At 66.7% G+C, this 20,619-nt stretch carries 19 protein-coding genes; 11 read left to right on the top strand and 8 right to left on the bottom strand.

What is annotated here, in order from left to right; translation table 11 throughout:
• Positions 1 to 18: 18 nt before the first annotated feature.
• Positions 19 to 2,898: a TonB-dependent receptor domain-containing protein gene (locus ACTIEZ_RS10765; protein WP_439546677.1), complete on the bottom strand. Its 2,880-nt coding sequence runs from the start codon at positions 2,896 to 2,898 to the stop codon at positions 19 to 21.
• Positions 2,899 to 3,435: 537 nt separating this feature from the next.
• Here ACTIEZ_RS10765 and ACTIEZ_RS10760 point away from each other — a divergent pair.
• Entirely contained in the window at positions 3,436 to 6,495 is a 3,060-nt protein-coding gene (locus ACTIEZ_RS10760; RefSeq protein WP_439546676.1) for a VPS10 domain-containing protein, read from the top strand.
• Positions 6,496 to 6,592: 97 nt separating this feature from the next.
• Here ACTIEZ_RS10760 and ACTIEZ_RS10755 read toward each other — a convergent pair whose 3' ends face one another.
• Together ACTIEZ_RS10755 and ACTIEZ_RS10750 are read right to left on the bottom strand one after the other, a co-directional pair.
• The gene (locus ACTIEZ_RS10755) at positions 6,593 to 7,093 is read right to left on the bottom strand and encodes a YceD family protein (RefSeq protein ID WP_439546675.1); all 501 of its coding nucleotides are present in this window, start codon (positions 7,091 to 7,093) and stop codon (positions 6,593 to 6,595) included.
• 8 nt (positions 7,094 to 7,101) lie between these two features.
• Positions 7,102 to 7,647: a ubiquinol-cytochrome C chaperone family protein gene (locus tag ACTIEZ_RS10750; protein WP_439546674.1), complete on the bottom strand. Its 546-nt coding sequence runs from the start codon at positions 7,645 to 7,647 to the stop codon at positions 7,102 to 7,104.
• A gap of 101 nt (positions 7,648 to 7,748) precedes the next feature.
• Here ACTIEZ_RS10750 and ACTIEZ_RS10745 point away from each other — a divergent pair, with 101 nt between their 5' ends.
• Genes ACTIEZ_RS10745 through ACTIEZ_RS10735 form a run of 3 tightly spaced genes read left to right on the top strand, consistent with a single transcriptional unit; the run spans position 7,749 to position 10,775 of the window.
• Positions 7,749 to 8,228: an outer membrane protein assembly factor BamE gene (locus ACTIEZ_RS10745; RefSeq protein WP_439546673.1), complete on the top strand. Its 480-nt coding sequence runs from the start codon at positions 7,749 to 7,751 to the stop codon at positions 8,226 to 8,228.
• Complete coding sequence (locus tag ACTIEZ_RS10740; protein WP_439546672.1) at positions 8,212 to 10,332, top strand: TonB-dependent receptor domain-containing protein; 2,121 nt, start codon at positions 8,212 to 8,214, stop codon at positions 10,330 to 10,332. The genes ACTIEZ_RS10745 and ACTIEZ_RS10740 overlap by 17 nt, the downstream gene beginning before the upstream one ends.
• Positions 10,332 to 10,775, top strand: a complete 444-nt coding sequence (locus tag ACTIEZ_RS10735) for an SWIB/MDM2 domain-containing protein (protein ID WP_439546671.1) — start codon at positions 10,332 to 10,334, stop codon at positions 10,773 to 10,775. The genes ACTIEZ_RS10740 and ACTIEZ_RS10735 overlap by 1 nt, the downstream gene beginning before the upstream one ends.
• Before the next feature lie 64 nt (positions 10,776 to 10,839).
• Here ACTIEZ_RS10735 and ACTIEZ_RS10730 read toward each other — a convergent pair whose 3' ends face one another.
• Positions 10,840 to 12,153 (bottom strand): RsmB/NOP family class I SAM-dependent RNA methyltransferase, encoded by a 1,314-nt coding sequence (locus ACTIEZ_RS10730; RefSeq protein ID WP_439546670.1) that lies wholly within the window; start codon positions 12,151 to 12,153, stop codon positions 10,840 to 10,842.
• Between the two features lie 47 nt (positions 12,154 to 12,200).
• Positions 12,201 to 13,028: an SDR family NAD(P)-dependent oxidoreductase gene (locus ACTIEZ_RS10725; protein ID WP_439546669.1), complete on the bottom strand. Its 828-nt coding sequence runs from the start codon at positions 13,026 to 13,028 to the stop codon at positions 12,201 to 12,203.
• A gap of 64 nt (positions 13,029 to 13,092) precedes the next feature.
• Between ACTIEZ_RS10725 and ACTIEZ_RS10720 the strand changes: the two genes are divergently transcribed.
• From ACTIEZ_RS10720 to ACTIEZ_RS10710, 3 genes are read left to right on the top strand one after another with little or no spacing between them, the layout of a single operon-like run.
• Entirely contained in the window at positions 13,093 to 13,242 is a 150-nt protein-coding gene (locus tag ACTIEZ_RS10720; protein ID WP_439546668.1) for a DUF1674 domain-containing protein, read from the top strand.
• A gap of 38 nt (positions 13,243 to 13,280) precedes the next feature.
• Positions 13,281 to 13,541, top strand: coding sequence for a ribbon-helix-helix domain-containing protein (locus tag ACTIEZ_RS10715; protein WP_439546667.1), 261 nt, complete (start codon positions 13,281 to 13,283; stop codon positions 13,539 to 13,541).
• The gene (locus ACTIEZ_RS10710; RefSeq protein ID WP_439546666.1) at positions 13,538 to 13,831 is read left to right on the top strand and encodes a type II toxin-antitoxin system RelE/ParE family toxin; all 294 of its coding nucleotides are present in this window, start codon (positions 13,538 to 13,540) and stop codon (positions 13,829 to 13,831) included. Before ACTIEZ_RS10715 ends, ACTIEZ_RS10710 begins: the two co-directional genes overlap by 4 nt.
• Positions 13,832 to 13,834: 3 nt before the next feature.
• On the opposite strand, the gene ACTIEZ_RS10705 is transcribed toward ACTIEZ_RS10710, so the two are convergent.
• The gene (locus tag ACTIEZ_RS10705) at positions 13,835 to 14,803 is read right to left on the bottom strand and encodes an NAD(P)H-dependent glycerol-3-phosphate dehydrogenase (RefSeq protein WP_439546665.1); all 969 of its coding nucleotides are present in this window, start codon (positions 14,801 to 14,803) and stop codon (positions 13,835 to 13,837) included.
• 79 nt (positions 14,804 to 14,882) lie between these two features.
• A complete protein-coding gene (gene tsaD, locus ACTIEZ_RS10700) occupies positions 14,883 to 15,950 on the bottom strand; it encodes a tRNA (adenosine(37)-N6)-threonylcarbamoyltransferase complex transferase subunit TsaD (RefSeq protein ID WP_439546664.1) in 1,068 nt (355 codons plus the stop codon).
• A gap of 57 nt (positions 15,951 to 16,007) precedes the next feature.
• Here tsaD and hemC point away from each other — a divergent pair, with 57 nt between their 5' ends.
• From hemC to ACTIEZ_RS10680, 4 genes are read left to right on the top strand one after another with little or no spacing between them, the layout of a single operon-like run.
• Complete coding sequence (gene hemC, locus ACTIEZ_RS10695) at positions 16,008 to 16,928, top strand: hydroxymethylbilane synthase (RefSeq protein ID WP_439546663.1); 921 nt, start codon at positions 16,008 to 16,010, stop codon at positions 16,926 to 16,928.
• Complete coding sequence (locus ACTIEZ_RS10690) at positions 16,928 to 17,584, top strand: uroporphyrinogen-III synthase (RefSeq protein WP_439546662.1); 657 nt, start codon at positions 16,928 to 16,930, stop codon at positions 17,582 to 17,584. Before hemC ends, ACTIEZ_RS10690 begins: the two co-directional genes overlap by 1 nt.
• Before the next feature lie 9 nt (positions 17,585 to 17,593).
• Complete coding sequence (locus tag ACTIEZ_RS10685) at positions 17,594 to 18,646, top strand: hypothetical protein (protein ID WP_439546661.1); 1,053 nt, start codon at positions 17,594 to 17,596, stop codon at positions 18,644 to 18,646.
• On the top strand, positions 18,646 to 20,073 hold the full coding sequence (locus tag ACTIEZ_RS10680) for an MFS transporter (RefSeq protein ID WP_439546660.1): 1,428 nt from the start codon (positions 18,646 to 18,648) through the stop codon (positions 20,071 to 20,073). Before ACTIEZ_RS10685 ends, ACTIEZ_RS10680 begins: the two co-directional genes overlap by 1 nt.
• A gap of 9 nt (positions 20,074 to 20,082) precedes the next feature.
• Here the strand turns inward: ACTIEZ_RS10680 and ACTIEZ_RS10675 are convergent, their stop codons facing one another.
• Positions 20,083 to 20,595, bottom strand: a complete 513-nt coding sequence (locus ACTIEZ_RS10675; protein ID WP_439546659.1) for an SH3 domain-containing protein — start codon at positions 20,593 to 20,595, stop codon at positions 20,083 to 20,085.
• Between the last annotated feature and the right edge of the window lie 24 nt (positions 20,596 to 20,619).

Here is a 20,619-nt window from a genome sequence, read left to right as displayed (position 1 = left end):
CCCCGGTGCCCCTTGGCCTCAGCCGGCGAAATTGAACCGCAAGCCGATACGGAACGTGCGACCCAGATAATCATACAGGGTCTGGTTGCCGCCAACTTCGACGTTCGACGTGTCCGAAGGGCCCTTGCCGACCTTCACCGGATCGGTGTTGAGCAGGTTCTGGACGCGGAAGAACAGTTGCGGCTTGAACTTGTCCAACGGCAATGTGTAGGCGAACGATGCATCGACATAGGTTGCACCGGGAATACGGTTGTTGGCAATGGTGCGGTTGATGGCGTTGGTTGCCGGGCAGCCGGAGGTGCACTCGAACCAGTCGTTGTTGTAGACGCCGCCGCTCAGGCCGCGCACCACGAACTGCATGTTGAAACTATCGACATTGTAATCGAGCGTGCCGCGATAGGTCCAGCTTGGCGGGCCGTTGTTGGTGTTCTGGCCGGCCGTGTCGGTGGGCGGATCGACGCCGTTCGACTGCGAATTCTCGATGAAGTGGGTGGCGACGGCGCGGATGGCAATGCTGCCCGGCAAGGTGGACGCGATCGACGCCAGCGTGAAGCGATAGCTGGCTTCGAAATCCATGCCGCGGGCGCGCTGCGACAGGAAGTTGAACGGGCTGTTGGCGATCAGAAATTCGGAAACGCCGGGCGCCCCGCCACCCTGGGTAAAGCCGGGTGAACCGAACGCCACATTGTTGTTGCCGATGATGGCGGTGAGGCGCTGACAGAGCTGGGTGTTGCCATCGAAGCAGCGGTCCACGATGTTCTGCGGGCCAAGGTTGCCGATCGCATCATTGATCTTGATGTCGTAATAATCGACCGAAAGCCCAAAGCCCGGCAGGTAAGACGGCCGGTAGACGAAGCCCAGACCAAGCGTGTCGGCCTCTTCCGGCTGCAGGGCGAGGTTGCCGGTCACGGTCTGGGTATAGCGCACCGACAAGTTGTTCTGCCACGGATCGGACACGCTGTTGGTGTTGCGCGAACCGGCCTGGAACAGTTCCGACAGGTTGGGCGCGCGGATATCGCGCGAACGCGTGGCGCGGATGCGCAGATCAGCGAAGGGCTGCCAGGCGCCGCCCACCTTCCAGGTGACGACATCGCCGGCCTGGCTGTAGCTGGTGTAGCGCGCCGCACCCGACAATTCGAAGCCCAGCGGCAAGATGAACAGGGTTTCCAGATAGGCTTCGGTCACCGTGAAGGACCCGAAAGTGGCTTCATAATTGCCGACCACCCAGCCGCTGTTGCCACCTGGCGACACTTCGCCGGCGATGGATTCGCGGCGGCGTTCGACACCGAAGGCCAGACCGATGGGATCGATCAGACCGTTGTCGATCTTGGTGTTGAAGTTCACCGACGCCACATCCTGCTTGAAGGTCTGGATGCGGAACGGATCACCGATGATGTAATCGACAACGGCCTGGCTGTTCACGCCGGTGCCGAAGCTGTTGTAGGGCAAGCATCCGGCCGCCAGCGGATTGGTGCTGCCATCACGCGTGACGCGGCAGACGATCTGGCCGGTACTGTTGAGCACGGCATCACGGGCAAAGTTCAACCGTGTGCGGTTGATGGTCTGGAGCAGCTGCTCGCGCGCCTTGGTGACGCCGTGCTGATAATAGCCGTCGACGCCCCAATCCAGGCCGAGCAGATCGAAACTGCCGTTGAAGCCGGCCACATAGCGCTGCAGGCGGCGGGTGTTGTTGCTCTGCCGCGACGGCAGATCGGCATCCCACGAACCGATTGTGAGGTTGGACGTGCCGATCAGCGACCGCACCGACGCCGGGATGAAGGCGTTGTCGTTGCGGATGGCAATGTTGCCCTTGCTGGTGAAATAACCGCCGTCGTTATAGGCCCGGCTCCAGTTGTAGGTGGCTTCGGCAAAGATGGTGAATCTGTTTGTCACGTCAAAGCTGGTGCGCGCGAAACCGCTGGCGAAATTTTCTTCCGGCTGCAGCGAGGTGCGGTCAAAATGCTGGTTCTGTTCCCAATCGCCGCCGATCGTCCATTCGCGGTTGTTGAGGCGGTCAGGGCCATAATTATACTGGCGGGCGACGCCGCCCGGGCCGAAATAGGTGCCGCGGGCCGGCCCCGACACGATGATGCCGCCCGCCGTGAGGTTGTTCAGGCCCGACTGGGTGGCGGCCAGATATTCCGGTTCGCCATTGCCGGCCACGAAGCGCGGGTTCAAGGTCAGGTGCGGGTTGTCGCGGGCCCAGGGCCGCGGCGCGCCGATGATGCCATCGCGGCGCAGATAATCCCCGCTGAACAGGACATGGCCGCGACCGCCGGCAAAGCTGGTACCACCCGTCAGGCTGACGCGATAATTCTTGTCGTCGCCAAAGGTGGTTTCGCCATAGGCCACTTCGCCCTTCAGGCCGGTGAACGTCTTGTCGAGGATGAAGTTGACGACGCCGGCGACGGCATCGGACCCATAGACTGACGAGGCGCCGCCGGTGACGATTTCGACGCCCTTCACCAACCCCTGCGGGATGGTGTTGATATCCACCGTGCCGATGGCGGTGGAGCCGACTGAGCGGCGGCCATCGAGCAGGATCAGGGTGCGGTTGGTGCCCAGATTGCGAAGGTTGAGCGTGTTGATGCCCGCCGAACCGGCGCTGAGCAGGCGCTGGCTGTTCGAAGGCGCCTGGCTGCCGATCACCGATGGCAATTGGTTGACAAAGTCAGCAAGGTTGGGCTGCGCGGCAGACTGAATTTCGGCCTCGCCGATCACCGTGACGGGTGTCGGTTGATCGAAACCGCTGCGCGTGATGCGCGAACCGGTAACGGTGATCTGTTCGTCGGCCGCTTCGGCGACCGCCGCGGTTTGCGCAACGGTTTGCGCAACCGGCGGCGTTGCCTGCTGCGCATAGGCGCTGCTGGCGCCGGCCAGCAGCAGGATGGCGACCAAAGGCGGTCGGTGCCGCGCAACCGACGACTCACACGACAAAGCAACAAAATCATGCGATACAAACACGAGCTATCCCCTTCGCTCCGCAGCGTCCTGATTGACCATCAAATTGCTGCAACCCCGAACCGCACCCGGAAAGATTTTTGGCGGGGCGGCATAGTGTTCATTTGCCCCATTTACAGAGTATTCGGCGCGACCCGGCGGCATTCGCGCTGGGTCGGACCCGATGGTTACAAAATAGCAAGACATCTGCTCCATTTGCCGAACAAGCTTGCCCAGGCCTGACCGGAGCGGACCACGCCCGGCATTCTGCGTATCAGGCGCGGCACTTTTCCGGGCACACAGACAGCCGCAACCTCCCAACCGGCTGAAAAAACGAATGCTTTGGGACGCTTCGGGCGCACGTTACCTCTCGGTTCCGCGTATCGACAACAGCGGCGCATTCTGGCAGCAAACTTGGGGTCTCTGATTCGCTGCGCAGGGAGGCAGTTTGATCAGAACGCTTATTTCGAATGCTTTACTTGATGGGGGTCGGTCATGACTATTTCAGCGTCGAAGATCATTGTTGGCATGCTGCTGGCAAGTGCGGCTTTTTCTGTACAAGCGCAATCATATGATCCGCAATTATGGTCGGGCCTGCATTACCGTCAGGTCGGCCCGTGGCGCGGCGGCCGGGTGACCACCGTCACCGGCATCCCCTCGCAGCCCACCACGTTCTACATGGGCTCCACCGGCGGCGGCGTGTGGAAGACGACCGACGCCGGCCATAGCTGGACCAACACCTCCGATGGCCAGATTCCGGTCGGTTCGATGGGCGCCGTTGCGGTGGTGGAGAGCAACCCGAATATCATCTACGCCGGCACCGGATCGTCGAAGATTCGCAGCAACGTGTCGATCGGGCGCGGCATCTGGAAATCGGTGGATGGCGCCAAGACCTGGCAGTTCATCGGCCTGCGCGACGTCGGCCAGATCTCGACGATCCGCATCAACCCGAAAAACCCCGACGAGGTGTTTGTTGCCGCCACCGGCAACCCGTTCAAATATTCGGCGGATCGCGGCGTCTATCGCACCCGCGATGGCGGCAAGACCTGGAAGAAAATCCTGTTCGTCAATGAAACGCTGGGCGCGGCCGATCTGGAATTCCAGGCCGATGATCCGAATATCCTGTATGCCAGCATGTGGCACGGCATCCGCCGCCCGTGGACGATCACATCGGGCAGCACTGATGGCGGCCTCTACAAATCAACCGATGGCGGCGATACCTGGACCAAGCTGGGCGGCGGCCTGCCCACCGGCCTGTTCGGCCGTTCCAACATCGGCGTCAGCGCCGCGGCGCCGAACCGGCTCTATGCGCTGATCGAAGCCAAGCCCGGTGCCGGGCTTTATCATTCGGAAGACTATGGCAAATCCTGGAAGCTGGTGAACGGCGAAGGCCGGCTGACCACGCGGCCATTTTATTACACCACGCTGGGCGTTGATCCGACCAACGCCGATCTTGTGTTCGTCGGCAACGAAGGCTGGTTCAAATCGGTGGACGGCGGCAAGAGCTTCACCGTCAAGCAGACACCGCATGGCGACAATCATGATGTGTGGATCAACCCGAACAACTCCAAGGTGATGGTGCAGGCCAATGATGGCGGCGCCAATGTCTCGCTGGATGGCGGTGAAACCTGGTCCGTCCAATCCAACCAGCCGACGGCCGAAATGTACCAGGTCGCGGTGGACAACCAGTTCCCCTATCGCATCTATGGCGCGCAGCAGGACAACACGACGGTGATCATCCCGTCGCAACCGCTGGGCGATGGGCTGACGTTCCGGGTCGGGCCGGGCTGCGAAACCGGGCCTTCGATTCCCAAGATCGATGATCCGATGGTGGTGTTTGGCGGCTGCAAGGGCCAGTTCAGCCGTGTTGACCTGCGCACCAACATGAATGAGTTGCAATATTGGATTGGCAGTGAATCGCTGTACGGCAGCAATCCCAAGGATCTGCGCTACCGCTTCCAGCGGGTTGCGCCGCTGGAGGTGTCGCCGGTCGAACCGATGACGATTTATTACGGCTCGCAATATGTGCACCGGTCGAAGGATGGCGGCGCGACCTGGGAGCGGATCAGCCCGGATCTGACCTGGAACCCGCCGGAACGCCAGATGGCATCGGGTGATCCGATCACCATCGATGCCACCGGCGAAGAAGTCTATTCCACCGTCTATGCCATCCGCGAAAGCGTGCTGAAGCCGGGCGTGATCTGGGCCGGTTCGAATGATGGCCTCGTGCATGTCACGCAGGATGGCGGCAAGACCTGGCAGAACATCACGCCCAAGGGCCTGCCGCCGGGCGGCCGCGTGCAGAATATCGAACCGGGCGTGCGCGATCCGGGCACGGCTTATGTCGCCATTCACCGCTATCTGCTCGGCGATTTTGCGCCTTATCTGTATCGCACCGACGATTACGGCAAATCATGGACGTTGATGACCGACGGCAAGAACGGCATCGCCGCCGATGAACCGACGCGCGTGGTGCGCGAAGACCCGGTTCGCCCCGGCCTGTTGTTCGCCGGTACCGAATTCGGCGTCTATGTGTCCTTCGATCGCGGTGCCAAGTGGCAGAGCTTCCAGATCGACCTGCCCGCCGTGCCGGTGACCGACATGAAGCTGGCGCATGGTGACATGATCATCTCCACCCAGGGTCGCGGATTTTACGTGCTCGACAATCTGGGTCCGGTGCGTGAACTGCCGGCGCCGGCCGATGCCCTGGCTACGCCGCGCCTCTTTACGCCGGCGGTGGCCGTGCGCATCCCGGCATCAGGCGACATGGGCGGGCCGGCGAGCGAAGGGCCCGATTACAAACTGCCGGGCGCGCAGATCGATTATGTCATCCCGGCAGGCGGTGCCGGCGCGCCGGTGATGCTCACCATCGTGGATGCCGCCGGGCAGACGGTGCGCAGCTTCTCCAGTGAGGGCCCCGAACCACGCGCCTCGGCCGGTTATCGCTATCGCCCGACCTACAGGACCAAGCTGGCGGCCACGCCCGGCCAGCACCGCGTGGTGTGGGATCTGCGGCGCGCCAGCCTGGCCGGCGCCGGCCCGCGCGCCGCCGCGCCGGTGGTGCCGCCGGGCGATTACACCGTGGTGATGACCGCCGGCAGCGTCACTGCGCGCCAGCCGCTGAAAGTGGTGGCCGATCCGCGCGTGCTGGCATCGGGCGTCACCAACGCTGATCTGGTCGAGCAATATCAGCACAATATGCGCACGCTGCAGCTGGTGGCCGATACCAATGCCGCCGTGGCACGGGTGAAGGCAGCGCAGGCCGCGCTGAAGACCAGCCCCGATGCGGCCAAGCAGGCGGCCCTGCAACCCATCGCCGACAAGCTGCTGACGCCGCCGGTGCGCTACAGCGCGCCGGGCCTGGACACCCATGTCAGCTATCTGCACAGCCAGACCGACGGCTTCGATGGCAAGATCAGCGATGATCCCAAGCAGCGCTACACCGTCCTGCGCAAGGAAATCGATGGGATCGTGGCGCAGTTGGACAAGGTGATCGGGCCTGCGAAGATGGCCGCGGCACCGGCGTCAGCTACCGCCGGGCGCGGCGAACGCTAACCATCTGGCCTGTCGTGGGCGCAGACCGGGCGACCGCAATCAACGGCTTGTGCAGTTGATTGCGGTCGCCGGGCGCTCAATTCAGATAGAATCGAAACTAGGGCTTTTTCAGCACCGCAAACGGGCTGCGCGCCGCGATTGCCTCTTCCTCGCTGATCACGCCCGGCACAGCCACGGCGCTGCGCGGGTAGGGATCCAGGCCAAGCGCGAAGGCCTGGGCGGCAATTTCACCAAGATCGACCAAATCGCCGATCAGCGGTTCGACATCCAGATCCTCGGTGGAAAGCTCGATCTCGCCGCCGGCCGGCACGTCGAACACCAGCCGCAGATTGATACGCTCGGTAACCAGGAACGGCACCGGCTCCCCGCTGGTCACGCAGGGCTGGCTGCCCTGGCCATGCACCTGGCCCCACACGCTGATGCCCGCCGCGTTGCGCTTCACCTCCAGCGCGGCGTTCAGCATGTCCAGCGTCAGCAGCCCAAAGCGCGCCGCCAGCGCAGCGCGTTCGCTGGCATCGGCCTCCAGCATCAGGCGCTTGGTGGCAACGCCGATATCGTGGGCGGGCAGGATATGGCTGAATTCCGGCGTGTCGGTCATGTTTCGGCTCAATCGGTGAAGTTCAGGGTGCCGGCGCGCAGCCTGGCGAAATCGGTGGCCGCCAATCGTTCGGCCAGCCGCGCCGCCTCCGCCACCACCCAGGCCGTGGCGGCGGGTGGCACCGCGGCGCCGCGGTACAGATTGCGGTGCAGCGCGTCGGCCATCGCCGCCGCATCGCCGCGCCCGTCGCGATAGGCGCCCAGCCGCCCGCCCAGGGCCGCCATCATCCGCCCCATATGCTTGGGCACTGCCTGATCGCCGATGCCGTCCTGGCGCAGATTGCCTTCCATGTCGGTCAGGAAGCGATCGGCGAGATCGGCCGACAATTGCGCCGCCGGATGGCGCGGATTGCCGGCGGTTTCATCCTCCAGCCGCAGCATCAGCAGCGCCAGCACCAGCACCAGCGCATCGAAACGGCCATCCATGCTGTCGGGAACGCCGCCATCGACATACCAGCCCGGCCGCCGCGCGGCACGGACCACGGCGTCGTAAAGCAGGTCGACCGGCGCCGGCGCACCGGCAACAAGACGTTTCAGGCTGGCAAACAGGGACATATGCAAAGCGCCTAGCATAATCGCCCCGCCTGTCATATTGGGCGAGAGGCACGGGTTTGTCGCAGCGGGGGAGCGCCGGGCCGTGCGGAGTGGAGCGAAGAATGAAGACGTTGATCCCCTCTGTGCTGTTGATTGCCGCAGCGCTGGCCACCAGCGGCTGTTCGCGCATCAAGGCGTCGCAGGGCTATCTGGTCGATGAAACCCTGTTCACGTCGATCCTGCCGGGCGTGGACAATCGGGAATCGGTGTCGCGCACGCTGGGCCGGCCGACGTTTGCCGCGCAGTTCGACACGGGAAGCTGGTATTATGTCAGCCGGCTCACCGGCCAATATGCCTTCGTGGCGCCCAAGACGCTGGAACAGCAGATCCTGATCGTGAATTTCGATGCCGACGGCAATGTGTCCAATGTGGAACGGCGCGGCATGGAGAAGATCGCGCGCATCAATCCGGTGAATGACACCACGCCCACCTTGGGCCGCAATGAGAGCTTCTTCGAGGAATTGTTTGGCAATATCGGCGCTGTGGGTGCCGGTGGCGGGCAGATGGGCGGCCAACCGACTGGCCGTGACGGCCCGCGCTGATCGCATCGCGCCAGTGATTGCTGGCGCGATGCTTGGCGGCATGGCCCTGGCGGGTGCCGACGCTGCGTTGGCGCAGGTCCCCGCTGCGCCAGAAGATCGCGAAATTGTCGGCGGCAATGGCGTGCCGACCCTCTGGTCGGTCGATGGCCCGGCCCGGGACCGCTGGGGGCCGGACACGCTGGCCGATGCGGTGCGGCTGGCGCCGGGGCTGATCGCGGTGCCGGCGCCGGGCAATGGCACCTCGCTGCTGGCCGTGCAAGACGGCCGCGCCCGGCCCGGCGTTGCAGTGGGCGGTATCCTGCTGCCGGGCGCGGTGCCGATCAATATGGCGCTGCCGGATTTCGATTTGCTGCAGGTGACCCGGCCGTCCGGCCTCGATCAGGGGCCGCCGGGCGCAGCCGGGGTGCTGGCGCTCAATCTGCGCCGGCCGGCGAACCGTCTGGCTGGCGCTGGCGAGTTCTCCGCAGGCGCGTTCGGCAGCCGCCGTGCGCTCGGCCGGCTCGATCTGCCGCTGGCGACCGGCGTGCGCCTGGGGGTTGGCGGCCTGCTGCATCATGATCTGGGCTGGCTGCAGAACACGTCTACCGCAGAGCGGTTGAATCGCGGCCAGCGCGGCGCACTGCTGGCGGTGCTGGATGCCGATCTGGCCCCTGATCTGACCTTGGGGCTCGACGCGCTCTACCATCGCACGGAGGCGGGCAATCTGCCGGCCTTTGCCTGCGATCCGCGCGATCCGGCGCGGTGCGGCGGGCGCTTTTCCAGCACCGGCCGGCGCAGCGACAGCGCCGATCCGGCCGGCCAGCCATTGGGGCAGCGCGCCGATCTGTTGCTGACCGCGGTGGACCTGGCGTGGACACCGCCCCAAATGTCGCTGCGCCTGACGGCCGGCCTGACCCGGCAGACCGACAATCTGGGCCTCGATCTGCGCGATGGCCGCACCGCCAGCGCCATCAGCCAGCCGGCCGGGCTGGCAAGTGGCGGTTATGGCCTGAACGCCCGTGGGGTCACCAATGGCCGCCAGCTCGATGTTGCCGCCGGCTTTGCGCTTGGCGCGCTCACCCTCAATCTCGGCGCTGGTTTGCGCAGCGAAGATCTTGGCCGTGATCAGGCCGATCGCGATGCCGGCGTGCTCATCGCCGATCGCAGCATCGGGCAGAGCCGTGACAGCCGCCATGTCGCGGCCGGCGCGCGGCTGGCGCTGGCTGATGACCGGCTGACCTTCGATGCCGGGCTGCGCCTGACCAATGAACGGCTGGACCTGACCGTGCAGGATCGCCGCACCGGTTGCGCGCCGTGCCTGCAACCCGCCGGTGCCGATCGCCAGCGCATGCAGCTGTGGACGCCGGAATTTGCAGTCAATTGGCAACAGGGGGCGGCGCTGATCTTTGCCCGCAGTGCCCGCACCGCGCGGCTGCCGGGGTGGAATCTGCTGGCCCGCAGCACGGCCGAGCTGGTGGCGCTGCCGGCCGAAACCGGTTGGCATCACGAGGCCGGCCTCGCGCTGAACAACAACAACCGCCTGCAAGTGCAGGCCAGCGGCTTTGTCGCGCGCACTGCGGCGCTGGTGTCGCCGCTGCTTGGCATCGATCCGCTGGCACTGGCGGTGGCCGCCGGGCAGCGGCTCGACATGCGCAATGCCGGTGGCACGCTGGCGGTGCAGGCGCGGCCGCTCGACCAGCTCGATGTGGCGGGCACGGTGCATGTGCAGCGCGCGCGCTGGCGCGGCGTGGTGCCGGCGGGTGCGCCAGCGCGGCCGCTCTACACCCCGGATGTCACCGCCAGCCTGTCGGCGGCCTGGACCCAGGTGTTGGCGGGCACAGGCGCCAATCTCGTGCCGCGCGTCAGCCTGGATTACCGCAGCGCCATGGCAGTTGCGGCCGGTGATGTTCCGGGCGCGGTTGGTCTTGTCGCGCCGGGCGGCATCGCGCCGGCCGGCTGGCAGGTGGCGGCGGCGCTGCAACTGGTGATTCCCGATGGCGGCTGGCTGGTCAGCCTGGAATGCCGCAACTGCCTCGATCGCACGCTGGTCGATGGTGCGGTGGCCGGATTGGCGACGCTGAATGCGCCGCGCTGGTGGCAAGCGCGCTTCCTGCGGCGGTTTTGATGTCGATTTGGTTGCAACTATGTCACGCCGCGGTCGTATTGGCTGCACCACCGACCTGTGGGGCGCATTTTGGACTTGCGCCCATGCCGCGAAGCTCGCTTAGAAGGCGGAATCAGGGTCAACTGATATTTTGGCCGCAGTCACGGCCAGCAACGATGAAGGGGACAGGAATGGCCAAGGAAGCCAAGCCCGCGGGCAAGAAAATGGACGCGCTGATGAAGCCGCTGACGCCGCAAGGCCCGTTGGCAGCCGTTGTTGGCAGTGATCCGCTGCCGCGCGGCCAGGTTGTCGCCAAGATGTGGGATTACATCCGCAAGCATGACCTGCAGAAGCCGACCGACAAGCGCGTGATCGTTGCCGACGACAAGCTGAAGCTGGTCTTTGGTAAGGACGAGTGCACGATGTTCGAAATGAACAAGTATATCGCGCAATATTTGAAATAAGCCCCGTCTACGGGACTTTACGACAACGGGCGTCGCCGGACCACGGCGGCGCCCTTGCCATTTTTTAATCTTTCAGCCGCCGAAACCGCGCGATGAAGAAGCCATCCAGCCCGCCAGCCACCTGGCCCGGCAGGGTGCGCACCCAGCCATCAGCGGCTGGCAGCAGCCCGGCCGGCAGTTCATCGGCGCCGATCGCTTCGCGCGGCGCACCGGCGATCACCCGCTCGGCAATGCGTTCACCCTCGCGCGGGTCCAGGCTGCAGGTGGCATAGACCAAGCGGCCGCCGGGCTTCAGCCACTGCACCGCCCGGCGCAGCAATGCGGCCTGCAGCAGGGTGATCGGCGCCATGTCGGTGCTGCCTTTCAGATGCAGCACATCGGGATGGCGGCGGAAGATGCCGGTCGCCGAACAGGGCGCATCGATCAGGATATGATCGAACGGCGCGTCCGGCTGCCAGCGCAGCGCATCGGCAGCGACCAGTTCGGCATCGAGGCCAGTGCGATCCAGATTCTCGCGCACGCGCTCCAGCCTTTGTTCGGCCATATCAAGCGCGGTGACGCGGCAGCCTCGCGCCGCCAGTTGCAGCGTCTTGCCGCCTGGCGCCGCACACAGATCGAGCACCCGGTCGCCAGCCTGCGCCGGCAGCAGACGCGCGGGCAGGCTGGCCGCGAAATCCTGCACCCACCACGCGCCGTCGCCAAAGCCCGGCCAGCCGGTGACGCTGCCCTTCAACGGCGTGCGAACATGGCCGGGGGCCAGGCTGATACCGCCCAGCGCCTGCGCCCAATGGTCGGTCTGGCTCGCGTCCTTCAGGGTCAGATCGGTGGCGGGCTCTTCGGCGAGCGCGGCCGCAGCGGCCTCGGCCATGTCCGCGCCCCAGTCATGCGCCCAGCGCACATCGAACGGCGCCGGCAGTTGCGGCCGGTCGGGCAGGGTGGCGGGACGGCGGATCAGCGCGCCCAATACACCATGCACCAGCCGGCGCGGGCCGCCTTCCACCAGCGGCAGCGCCGTCGCCACGACAGCATGCGGCGGCGTGTGCAGCTTCAACCAGCCAGCCAGCGCCACCCGCAGCGCATGGCGGGCGCGGGCATCGTGCGGCAGCGGCCGCGGCGTCGCGCTGTCGATCAAGGCATCGAGATCGGGCAACCAGCGCAGCACGGTCAGCGCCAGCGTGCGGGCCAACGCGCGATCCTGCGGCAACGGCAGATCGTCAGCCATGTTGGCGGCGGCATCAAAGGACTGGCCGCGATCGAGCACGGCCTGGCACATGCGCAGCGCTGCACGGCGGGCAGGGACGCCGGAATCAACGCGGCCGCTGGGTGCTTCTCCCCTCCCCTTCAGGGGAGGGGCCGGGGGTGAGGAACTTTGGATCATTGCCAGTCCCCATGCCCCAAATGGGCCGCAAAGCCCACCCCTGCGGACTATCGCCGGCCACCCAGGAAATTGCCGATCACCTTGAAATGCGACACCGGGAACAATCGCACCAGCCAGTCGATCAGCTTCGCATCCGGGCCGATCAGCACGCGCGGGCTGCGGCGGATCATGCCCTGCACGATGGTCTCTGCCGCCTGTTCGGGCGTGGTGCGCGCCGCCTGTTCGAAATCGGCGGCGAAATCGGCGTTCGGGTCCTGGCCGGGCAGCAGGGCGATGCGTTTGCTGTTGCGCGCCACATTGGTCTTGATGCCGCCCGGATGCACGCGGATCACCGCCACCTTCGGATCGGTGATGGCCAGTTCCAGCGCCATCGCTTCGGTCAGGCCGCGCACCGCGAACTTGCTGGCATTATAGGCGCTTTGCGTGGGGTAGCCCATCATCCCGAACACGCTGGAAATATTGACGATCCAGCCCACACCGTCCCTGGCGGCCGCAGCGCGCACGTGCGGCAGTGCGGCGCGGCAGCCAGCCACCACGCCGGTAAAATTCACCGCCATCACCCGGTCGAAATCCTCCGCCGGGCAATCGGCGAACGGCGCGACCACCGACAGGCCGGCATTGTTGATGATGCCGTCCAGCTTGCCGAAATCGGCAACCGCTGCCGATATCCAGCCGTTCAGCGCGGCGGTGTCGGTCACATCCAGCGTGGTGATGCTGGCCGGGCGATTGCCGAGCATGCGTTTCGTTTCGGCCAACCCCTCCGCATCCTTGTCCGCCAGCACCAGCACCGCCCCGCGCACCGCCAGATTGACCGCCAGCGCCCGGCCGATGCCGCTGCCAGCGCCGGTGATGGCAATCACCTTGTTGTCGAACATATCGGCCCCCCTGCTTCGCTTCACCCCATTGCCAGCAGGCGGGGCCGGCTGGCAATCTAGGGCGATGGATAAAGACACCACCCCCGATCCCCGCGAAAAACCCCCGCAGGCCCCACCCCCGCCCCCCACCGACAAGGAAGTGGGGGGCCGCGACGGCCCCGATCCGGTCCGTTATGGCGACTGGGAAAAGGGCGGGATTGCGGTGGACTTCTAGAGGCTTGCCAGCACTGTGACATTGTCATAGCATCCGGCATGACCAATCGTGCTTCCAAACCCGTCACCGTTACGCTGGGTGAACTCGCCGAACCCGCGCTGGCGCGCGTTGCATCCGGGCATTACGCATCGATGAGCGAAGTGGTGCGTGCCGGATTGCGGGCGCTGGATCGCGAAGAGGCCGCGTTGGACGATTTGATCCGTGCACGGGTTGCAGCGGTGAATGCCGCTCCGGATGACCGCGCACCGCTTGCGGAGGCAGTGGCAGCGGTGCGCAATCGGATTGCTGGCCGCGCTTGACGCCGGTTGCGCTCAGCGGATTGGCGCAAGCCGATCTGCAGCGGATCGGCGACTGGATCGCCGAGAATGCCGGGGTCGTCACAGCGCTGGCCTATTTGGATCGGATCGAGGCGGCTTGCGCGAACCTGGCGGATTTCCCGCATCGCGGAACCCCAAGGCCTGACCTTGGTCCGGGTGTGCGTACCGTCAGCTTTGAAGGCCGCGCAACCATCGTCTATCGGGTGGAGGCGGATAGCGTTCTAGTTCTCGGCATTTTTCATGCCGGTCGCCTTCTGGAAGGGCCGTTCTGACCGTCACTCCGTTGTCAGCGGCCTTGCCAGCAGGCTGTTGATCGTGTCGTCCACCGACGCGCCGGCAAGCAATGCTGCGACGGCTTGCGAAATCGGCATGTCGACATCAGCGGCCAGTGCGGCCTCGATCAGCACCGGCGCTGTGGCAGCGCCTTCCGCCACGGCCGGCCCAGCGAGCAGATCGGCGATGGCGCGGCCCTGGCCCAGGCCGACACCCAGCCGGAAATTGCGGCTGTTTTCCGAAGAACAGGTCAGCACCAGATCGCCCATGCCCGACAGGCCGGCCAGGGTTTCCGCGCGGCCGCCGCGCGCCACGCCGAACCGCGTCATTTCGGCAAAGCCGCGCGCCATCAGGGCGGCGCGGGCGTTGAGGCCCAGCCCGGCCCCCTCCACCACCCCGCAGGCGATGGCGAGCACATTCTTCACCGCGCCGCCGATCTCCGCGCCGATCACATCGTCGGACTGATAAAGCCGAAATTCCGGCCGGGCCATGGCAAGGATCAGCCGTTCGCCCAGATCCGGATCGCCGCAGGCCAGGGTGATGGCGCAGGGCAGGCCGCGCGCCACTTCGGCGGCAAAGCTGGGGCCGGACAAGATCGCGATCGGATTGGCCACCAGATCCTGCGCCACCTCCACCATCAACTTGTGGCTGCCAGCCTCGATGCCCTTGGCGCACAGCACCAGCGGCGTGGCGGGCGGCAGGGCGGCATTGGCCAGCACGGCACGCAGATGCTGCGCGGGCACGACGATCAGCACCACGTCGCACGCCGCCACATCGGCCAGATCGCCGGTGGCGGTGATGCCGTCAGGCAGGATGATGCCGGGCAGGAACAGCGCATTCTCACGCGCCGTGTTGATCAAAGCGACCACTTCCGGCTCGCGTGCCCACAGCGTGACCGCACCATTGCCGGCAAGCACGCTGGCCAAGGCTGTTCCCCAGGCGCCCGCGCCGATAATGCCGAATGTCGTCACAGCCAGCCCTCCGGCGCCTGGATTGTCTGCTTGCGCGCTGACGCGTGCGGGGCGCCCGCGCCGATCACACCAAAGCTGGTCATGCCTTCACTCCCGCGCCGCGCGCGACTTCGGCATCGGGATCGAGCGGCCAGCGCGGGCGGGCGCGGGCGTGCAGATCATCGGTATCGCCCAGCGCCAGCCGCTCCAGCCCGGCCCAGGCGATCATCGCGGCATTGTCGGTGCACAGCCACAGCGGCGGCGCCACGAACGGCAAATGATAGCGGCCGGCCAGCCTCGCCAACGCGCCACGAATGGCCTGATTGGCCGCCACGCCGCCCGCCACGACCAGCGCGCTGGCCTGCGGAAACGCCAAAATGGCGCGCGCGGTGCGGTCCACCAGGCAATCGGTGGCCGCCTGCTGAAAACTGGCGGCGAGATCGGCGATATCCTGATCGGACGGGTCCGCAATCCCGGCGCGGGCGCGCAGCACGGCGGATTTCAGGCCGGCAAAGGAGAAATGCGGATCGTTCGATCCCACCAGCGGCCGCGGCAAGGCAAAGCGCCGCGGATCACCATCGCGTGCCGCCCGCTCCAGCGCCGGCCCGCCGGGAAAGCCCAGGCCCAAAAGCTTTGCGGATTTGTCGAAGGCTTCGCCCACTGCATCGTCGATGGTGGTGGCCAGCCGGCGATAGCGGCCGACGCCCTCCACCCCCAGCAACTGGCAATGCCCACCCGACACCAGCAGCAGCAGATAGGGGAATTGCAGCGATGCATCGGCCAGGCGCGGGCTGAGCGCGTGACCTTCGAGATGATTGACGGCGATCAACGGCTTGTCGGCGGCGTAGGCCAGCGCCTTGGCCGTCACCAGCCCGACCATCACGCCGCCGATCAGGCCCGGCCCGGCGGTGCCGGCGATGGCGTCGACGTCGTTCAAGGTGACCCCGGCCTCGGCCAGTACCGCCGCGATCATCGGCGCCAGCCGATCGGCATGCGCGCGCGCCGCCAGTTCCGGCACCACGCCGCCGAACGGGCGATGCGCCTCATCCTGGCTGGCGATGCGCTGCGCCAGGATGGTCCGGTCGCCACGCACCAGGGCGACCGCTGTTTCATCGCAACTGGATTCGATTCCAAGAACCAGGGGGCCGAGAACAAGAGGAAACGCCATCCTCCACAGGTAGGCCCGGTCTTGCCAATCGGCAATGCCCGCGCCATGCACGCAGCCATGAGCTTCAAGATCGGAACGCGCGGTTCACCCCTGGCCCTGGCGCAAGCGCACATGACTGCGGCGGCATTGCGCGACGCGCATGGCTGGGGCGAAACCGACATCGAAATCGTCATCATCCAGACCACTGGCGACAAGGTGCAGGACCGCGCGCTGGCCGAAATCGGCGGCAAGGCGCTGTGGACCAAGGAGCTTGACGCCGCTTTGCTGGATGGCCGCATCGATATCGGCGTGCATTCGATGAAGGATGTCGAAACCCAGTTGCGTGACGGCATTGCGCTGGCGGCGATGCTGCCGCGCGCCGATGTGCGTGAACGCCTGATCGGCGCCACCAGCATCGCTGCACTGCCGCCGGGCGCGCGCGTGGGCACATCGTCCCCGCGCCGCGCCGCGCAGTTGAAGGCGCAGCGGCCGGATATCCGCACCGAGATTTTGCGCGGCAATGTCGCGACCCGGCTGGCCAAGGTCGAATCCGGCGCCATCGATGCCACGTTGCTGGCCGCGGCCGGGCTGGACCGGTTGGGGCAGGTGGTGGGCAGCCTGATCGAACTGGATGACATGCTCCCGGCCAGCGCACAGGGTGCCGTCGGCATCACGGCGCGCGACGGCGACACAGAAACGCTGGCGATCCTGGCGCCGATCAACCACCCGCCGACATTTGATTGCGTGACGCTGGAACGCGCGTTTCTGGCGGCGCTGGGCGGCACCTGCCATTCGCCGGTGGCGGCGCTGGCGCAACTGGAAGGCGACACGGTCAATTTCCGCGCCCAGATCCTGGCCGAAGACGGCAGCGAAGCCCATGGCGGCGCAGTATCGGCGCAATTGACCGACGCGCTGCCCCGGATTCAGGCGCTGGCTGCGGAATTGCTCGGCCGGGCCGGGCCGGCAATGCGCGGGTTGTTCACGCCGCCCGGCATGTGATGAACATCCTGGTGGTTCGCCCGCAACCCGGCGCGGCAGCGACCGCAGCGCGGGTGGCGGCGCTGGGCCATCACGTGATTGTGCATCCGCTGCTGGCAACCGAAGCGGTGGAGTGGGCCTTGCCCGCCATATTGCCCGACGCGGTGATCCTGACCAGCGCGGCCGCCGTGCGCTACGCCGGCGGCAAGGCGGACGAACTGAAATCGCTGCCAGCCCTGTGTGTTGGCGCTGCAACGGCCGCAGCGGCGCATGATGCCGGCTGGGCACACGTTCAGGCGGGGCCGGGCACGCTGCAGGGGCTGCTGGATGCTGCTGCGGATGGGCCGCACCGCCAATTGCTGCATCTGGCCGGTGAGGATCGTACGGCGGTGCAGGTGCCGCCCGGCCTGACCATCGAAATCGCCATCGTGTACCGTGCCGTGCTGCAAGCGCTGCCGGAATTGCCCGCTGCGGATTGCGTGTTGCTGCATTCCCCGCGCACGGCCCGCCACTTCGCCGCGCAGTGGGATCGGCTGGGCGGCCGGCGCGAACAGATCAATCTGCACGCCATCAGCGCCGCCACACTGGCCGCCGCCGGGACCAGCTGGCGCGCCAGCCACGTTGCAGCTTCACCGAACGATGACGCCCTGCTGGCGACGCTGCCCAAAGCCGGCTAGGGTCGGCACATGAACGAGCCGTTCGACCGGGGTGACATCAACGAGGCCAGCCTGGCCGCCACCGAGCGTTTGCGCGCCCGGCTGATGTCGCAGCCAGTCGGGCCGCAGCCGGCACCCCGCAGTGTGCTGCCGTGGGCGCTGGCCGCAGCGCTGTTTGCCTTTGCCGCCGGCATCATCGCCAACCCCTGGTTCGAAGAAGCCGTGCGCGGCCGCCTGCCGTTCGTGCCGGCCCAGAATGCCGTGGTCGATCCAGCCACCGCAGCGCTTGCCGCCCGTCTGAACGCGCTGGAGGCCCGCGCGCCAGCCGCATCGGCAGAGGCGCCGGTCGAAGCGGCGGAACGGCTGGCCCGCACCGAAGCGCGCGTCGACAGCAGCTCTGGCCAGATCGAGCGCGATGCCCAGCGCATCGACAGCCTGACTGGCCAGGTCAGCCAGCTTGCAGCGCGGCTGGCGGTGGAAGAAGCGCGCGAAGCCAATCTGATCACTGCCATCCAGGGCACCGCCGACCGCGCCGAGGCCATGCTGAGCGTGTTGCTGCTGCGCCGCGCGGTGGAGGGTGGCCGGCCGCTTGATGCGCTGTTGCCGGTGATCCGCCGCCTGTTCGAGCCGCGCCATGGCGATGCCGTGGCCGCGCTGGCGGCGCTGTCGGCGGCGCCCGTGACCCGGGCCGGGCTGGCAAGCGACCTCGGCGGCCTCGCCGAACAGGCGCAGGCCGACAATCGGCCGAACTGGTGGCAGGCCCTGATGAACCGGGTGCAGACGCTGTTCTCCGGCGACAACGCCGGCAGCAGCCCGGTCGTGCAGGCGCGGGCTGCGGTGGCACGCAGCGATCTGGATGCGGCGGTAACCGTGCTGCGCGCCAGCCCCGCCACAAGCGCCGATCCGGCCGTGCGCGATTGGCTGGCGGCGGCGCAACGGCTGCGGGCGGCCGAAGCCGCGCTGGCCGAACTGGAAGGCGCGGCCCTGGTAACGGCGCCAACCTCCCCGCCCTTGCCCGCCATCGCGCCAACAAGCACTGCGGCGCCTCCCATCACGCGCCCAATCACGCGCAAGGATCGTTGATGGCGGCGCAGCCCGGCAGCGCCATCGCCCGACTGCCGTCCGTTGCTGCCACCAACGCCTGGGCGCTCGCGCAGGCCGTGCGCGATCCCTATATCATCCTGATTGCCATCTATATTTTCGCGCCCTGGTTTGTGCGCGTGGTGGTGGGCGATCCGGTTGTCGGCCAGGCGCTGGTGGCGCAGGGCAGCAAGTGGGGCGGCTGGGCGGTGATGCTCACCATGCCGCTGCTGGGCGCCATGGTGGACCGGGTCGGCCCGCGCAAGCCGCTGCTGGCGCTGGTGGTTGCGGCGATGGCCGCCGTCTGCATCAGCCTGTGGTGGGTGATGCCGCCGGGGCGTGCCGAAACTGATTTTGCCTTGGGCATATTGTGGGTGGTGGTGGCCGGCGCGATCATGACCTGGCTGTTTGCCGCGCATGAAATGCTGCACAACGCGCTCCTGGTGCCGGCGGCCGGCATGGCGGGCGCAGCGCGCGCCAGCGGGCTCGGGCTGGCCGGGGGCAACGCGATGAGCGTCGGCCTGCTGCTGCTGGTGCTGCTCGCCTTTGCCTTGCCGGGCACGGTGGACGCGGCGTGGCTGCCGGCGGCGCCGCTGCTGGGCCTTGATCCGGCGCTGGGCGAACCGGCGCGCATCACCGGGCCGATTGTCGGCATATTGCTGCTGCTGGGCAGCGTGCCGCTGTTCCGCAGCGTGCCCGATCAACCGCGCAGCAGCGCCAGCCTGCGCCGGGCATTTGCGGGCGGCGCCAGCGATCTGGTGCGCCTGTTCACCGCCGTGCGTGGCGGAGAGGGCGGCAATGCCAATCCGTTGCTCTATCTGCTGGCGCGGATGATCTTCACCGATGGCCTGTCGGCGATCCTGTTGTTTGGCGGGATTTTCGCGGCCGGCGTGATGGGCTGGGAAACGCTGGAAATGCTGGCCTATGGCATCATCTTGTCGGTGGCAGCAGTCGCTGGCGGCTTGCTGGGCGGGCAGCTTGATACCGCCATCGGCCCGCGCCCGGCGCTGATTGCCGAGCTGCTGCTGCTGATCTGCATCGAAACCATGGTGCTGGGCAGCGGCGAGACGCGCATCCTGTATCAGACGGTGGCGGCGACGCCGGTGTGGGATGGGCCGATGTTCACCACGCTGCCGGAACTGGTGTTCCTGGGCCTGGGCTGCGGCCTCGCCATCACCATCACCGCGGCCTATTCCTCATCGCGCACCTTGCTCACCCGGGTGGTGCCCAGCGATCAGCTTGGCACCTATTTCGGCCTCTACGCGCTGTCCGGCTCCGCCACCATGTGGCTGGGGCCGCTGCTGGTCGAGCAGGCGACGCGCATCGGCGGCAGCCAGGCGGCCGGTTTTGTCCCGGTGATCGGGCTGTTCGTCGTCGGCCTGGTCCTGCTGCTGTTCGTGCGCGGCGGCGGGCGGCTGCCGGTGGGCTGACCTGAAAAACTAGCCTTCGATCTTCTCGCGGGCATAGGTGCCCCACATCTGGCCGCGCAATATATAGCCGGATTTGCCGTCCTTGCTGATCCGGCACCACATGTCTTCGCACAGGGTGATCGTCACCACCGCGCCCGGTGCGATGCGCCAGGCGATGCGGCTGTTCACGTCCGGCGCCACATACAGCAGCCGCACCTGTTCCTTGATCATGCCGGTGCGCTGCCCGGTCAGCAGCGCCTTGTTCATCCAGCCGATCTCGCCATCGGGATCGCGCACCTGGCGCCAGATTTCATATTCCTTCAGGATTTCCAGTGGCAGGCCGGCGCGGCGATATTCCCATTTGATCGGGAAACGCTCGCCGGGGCCGGTGCGCATCATTGCCTGGCCGCGCTTGATCGACACAAAGCGCGGTTTCGGCAGATCGGTGGTGCCATCGGCGAATTCGGTGGCAACGGCCGGAGCGGTGGCGTTCATCAACAGGATGGGGGCCAGCAAAGCGGCCACAAGCAAGAGGCGCAGCATGGCTTCCTCTTGACCGTTCGGCCG

This window comes from Sandarakinorhabdus sp. (genome assembly GCF_051860625.1).
GTDB lineage: Bacteria > Pseudomonadota > Alphaproteobacteria > Sphingomonadales > Sphingomonadaceae > Sandarakinorhabdus.
Note: the sequence above shows the minus strand (reverse complement) of the source record. Positions and strands in the feature narration are given on the sequence as shown.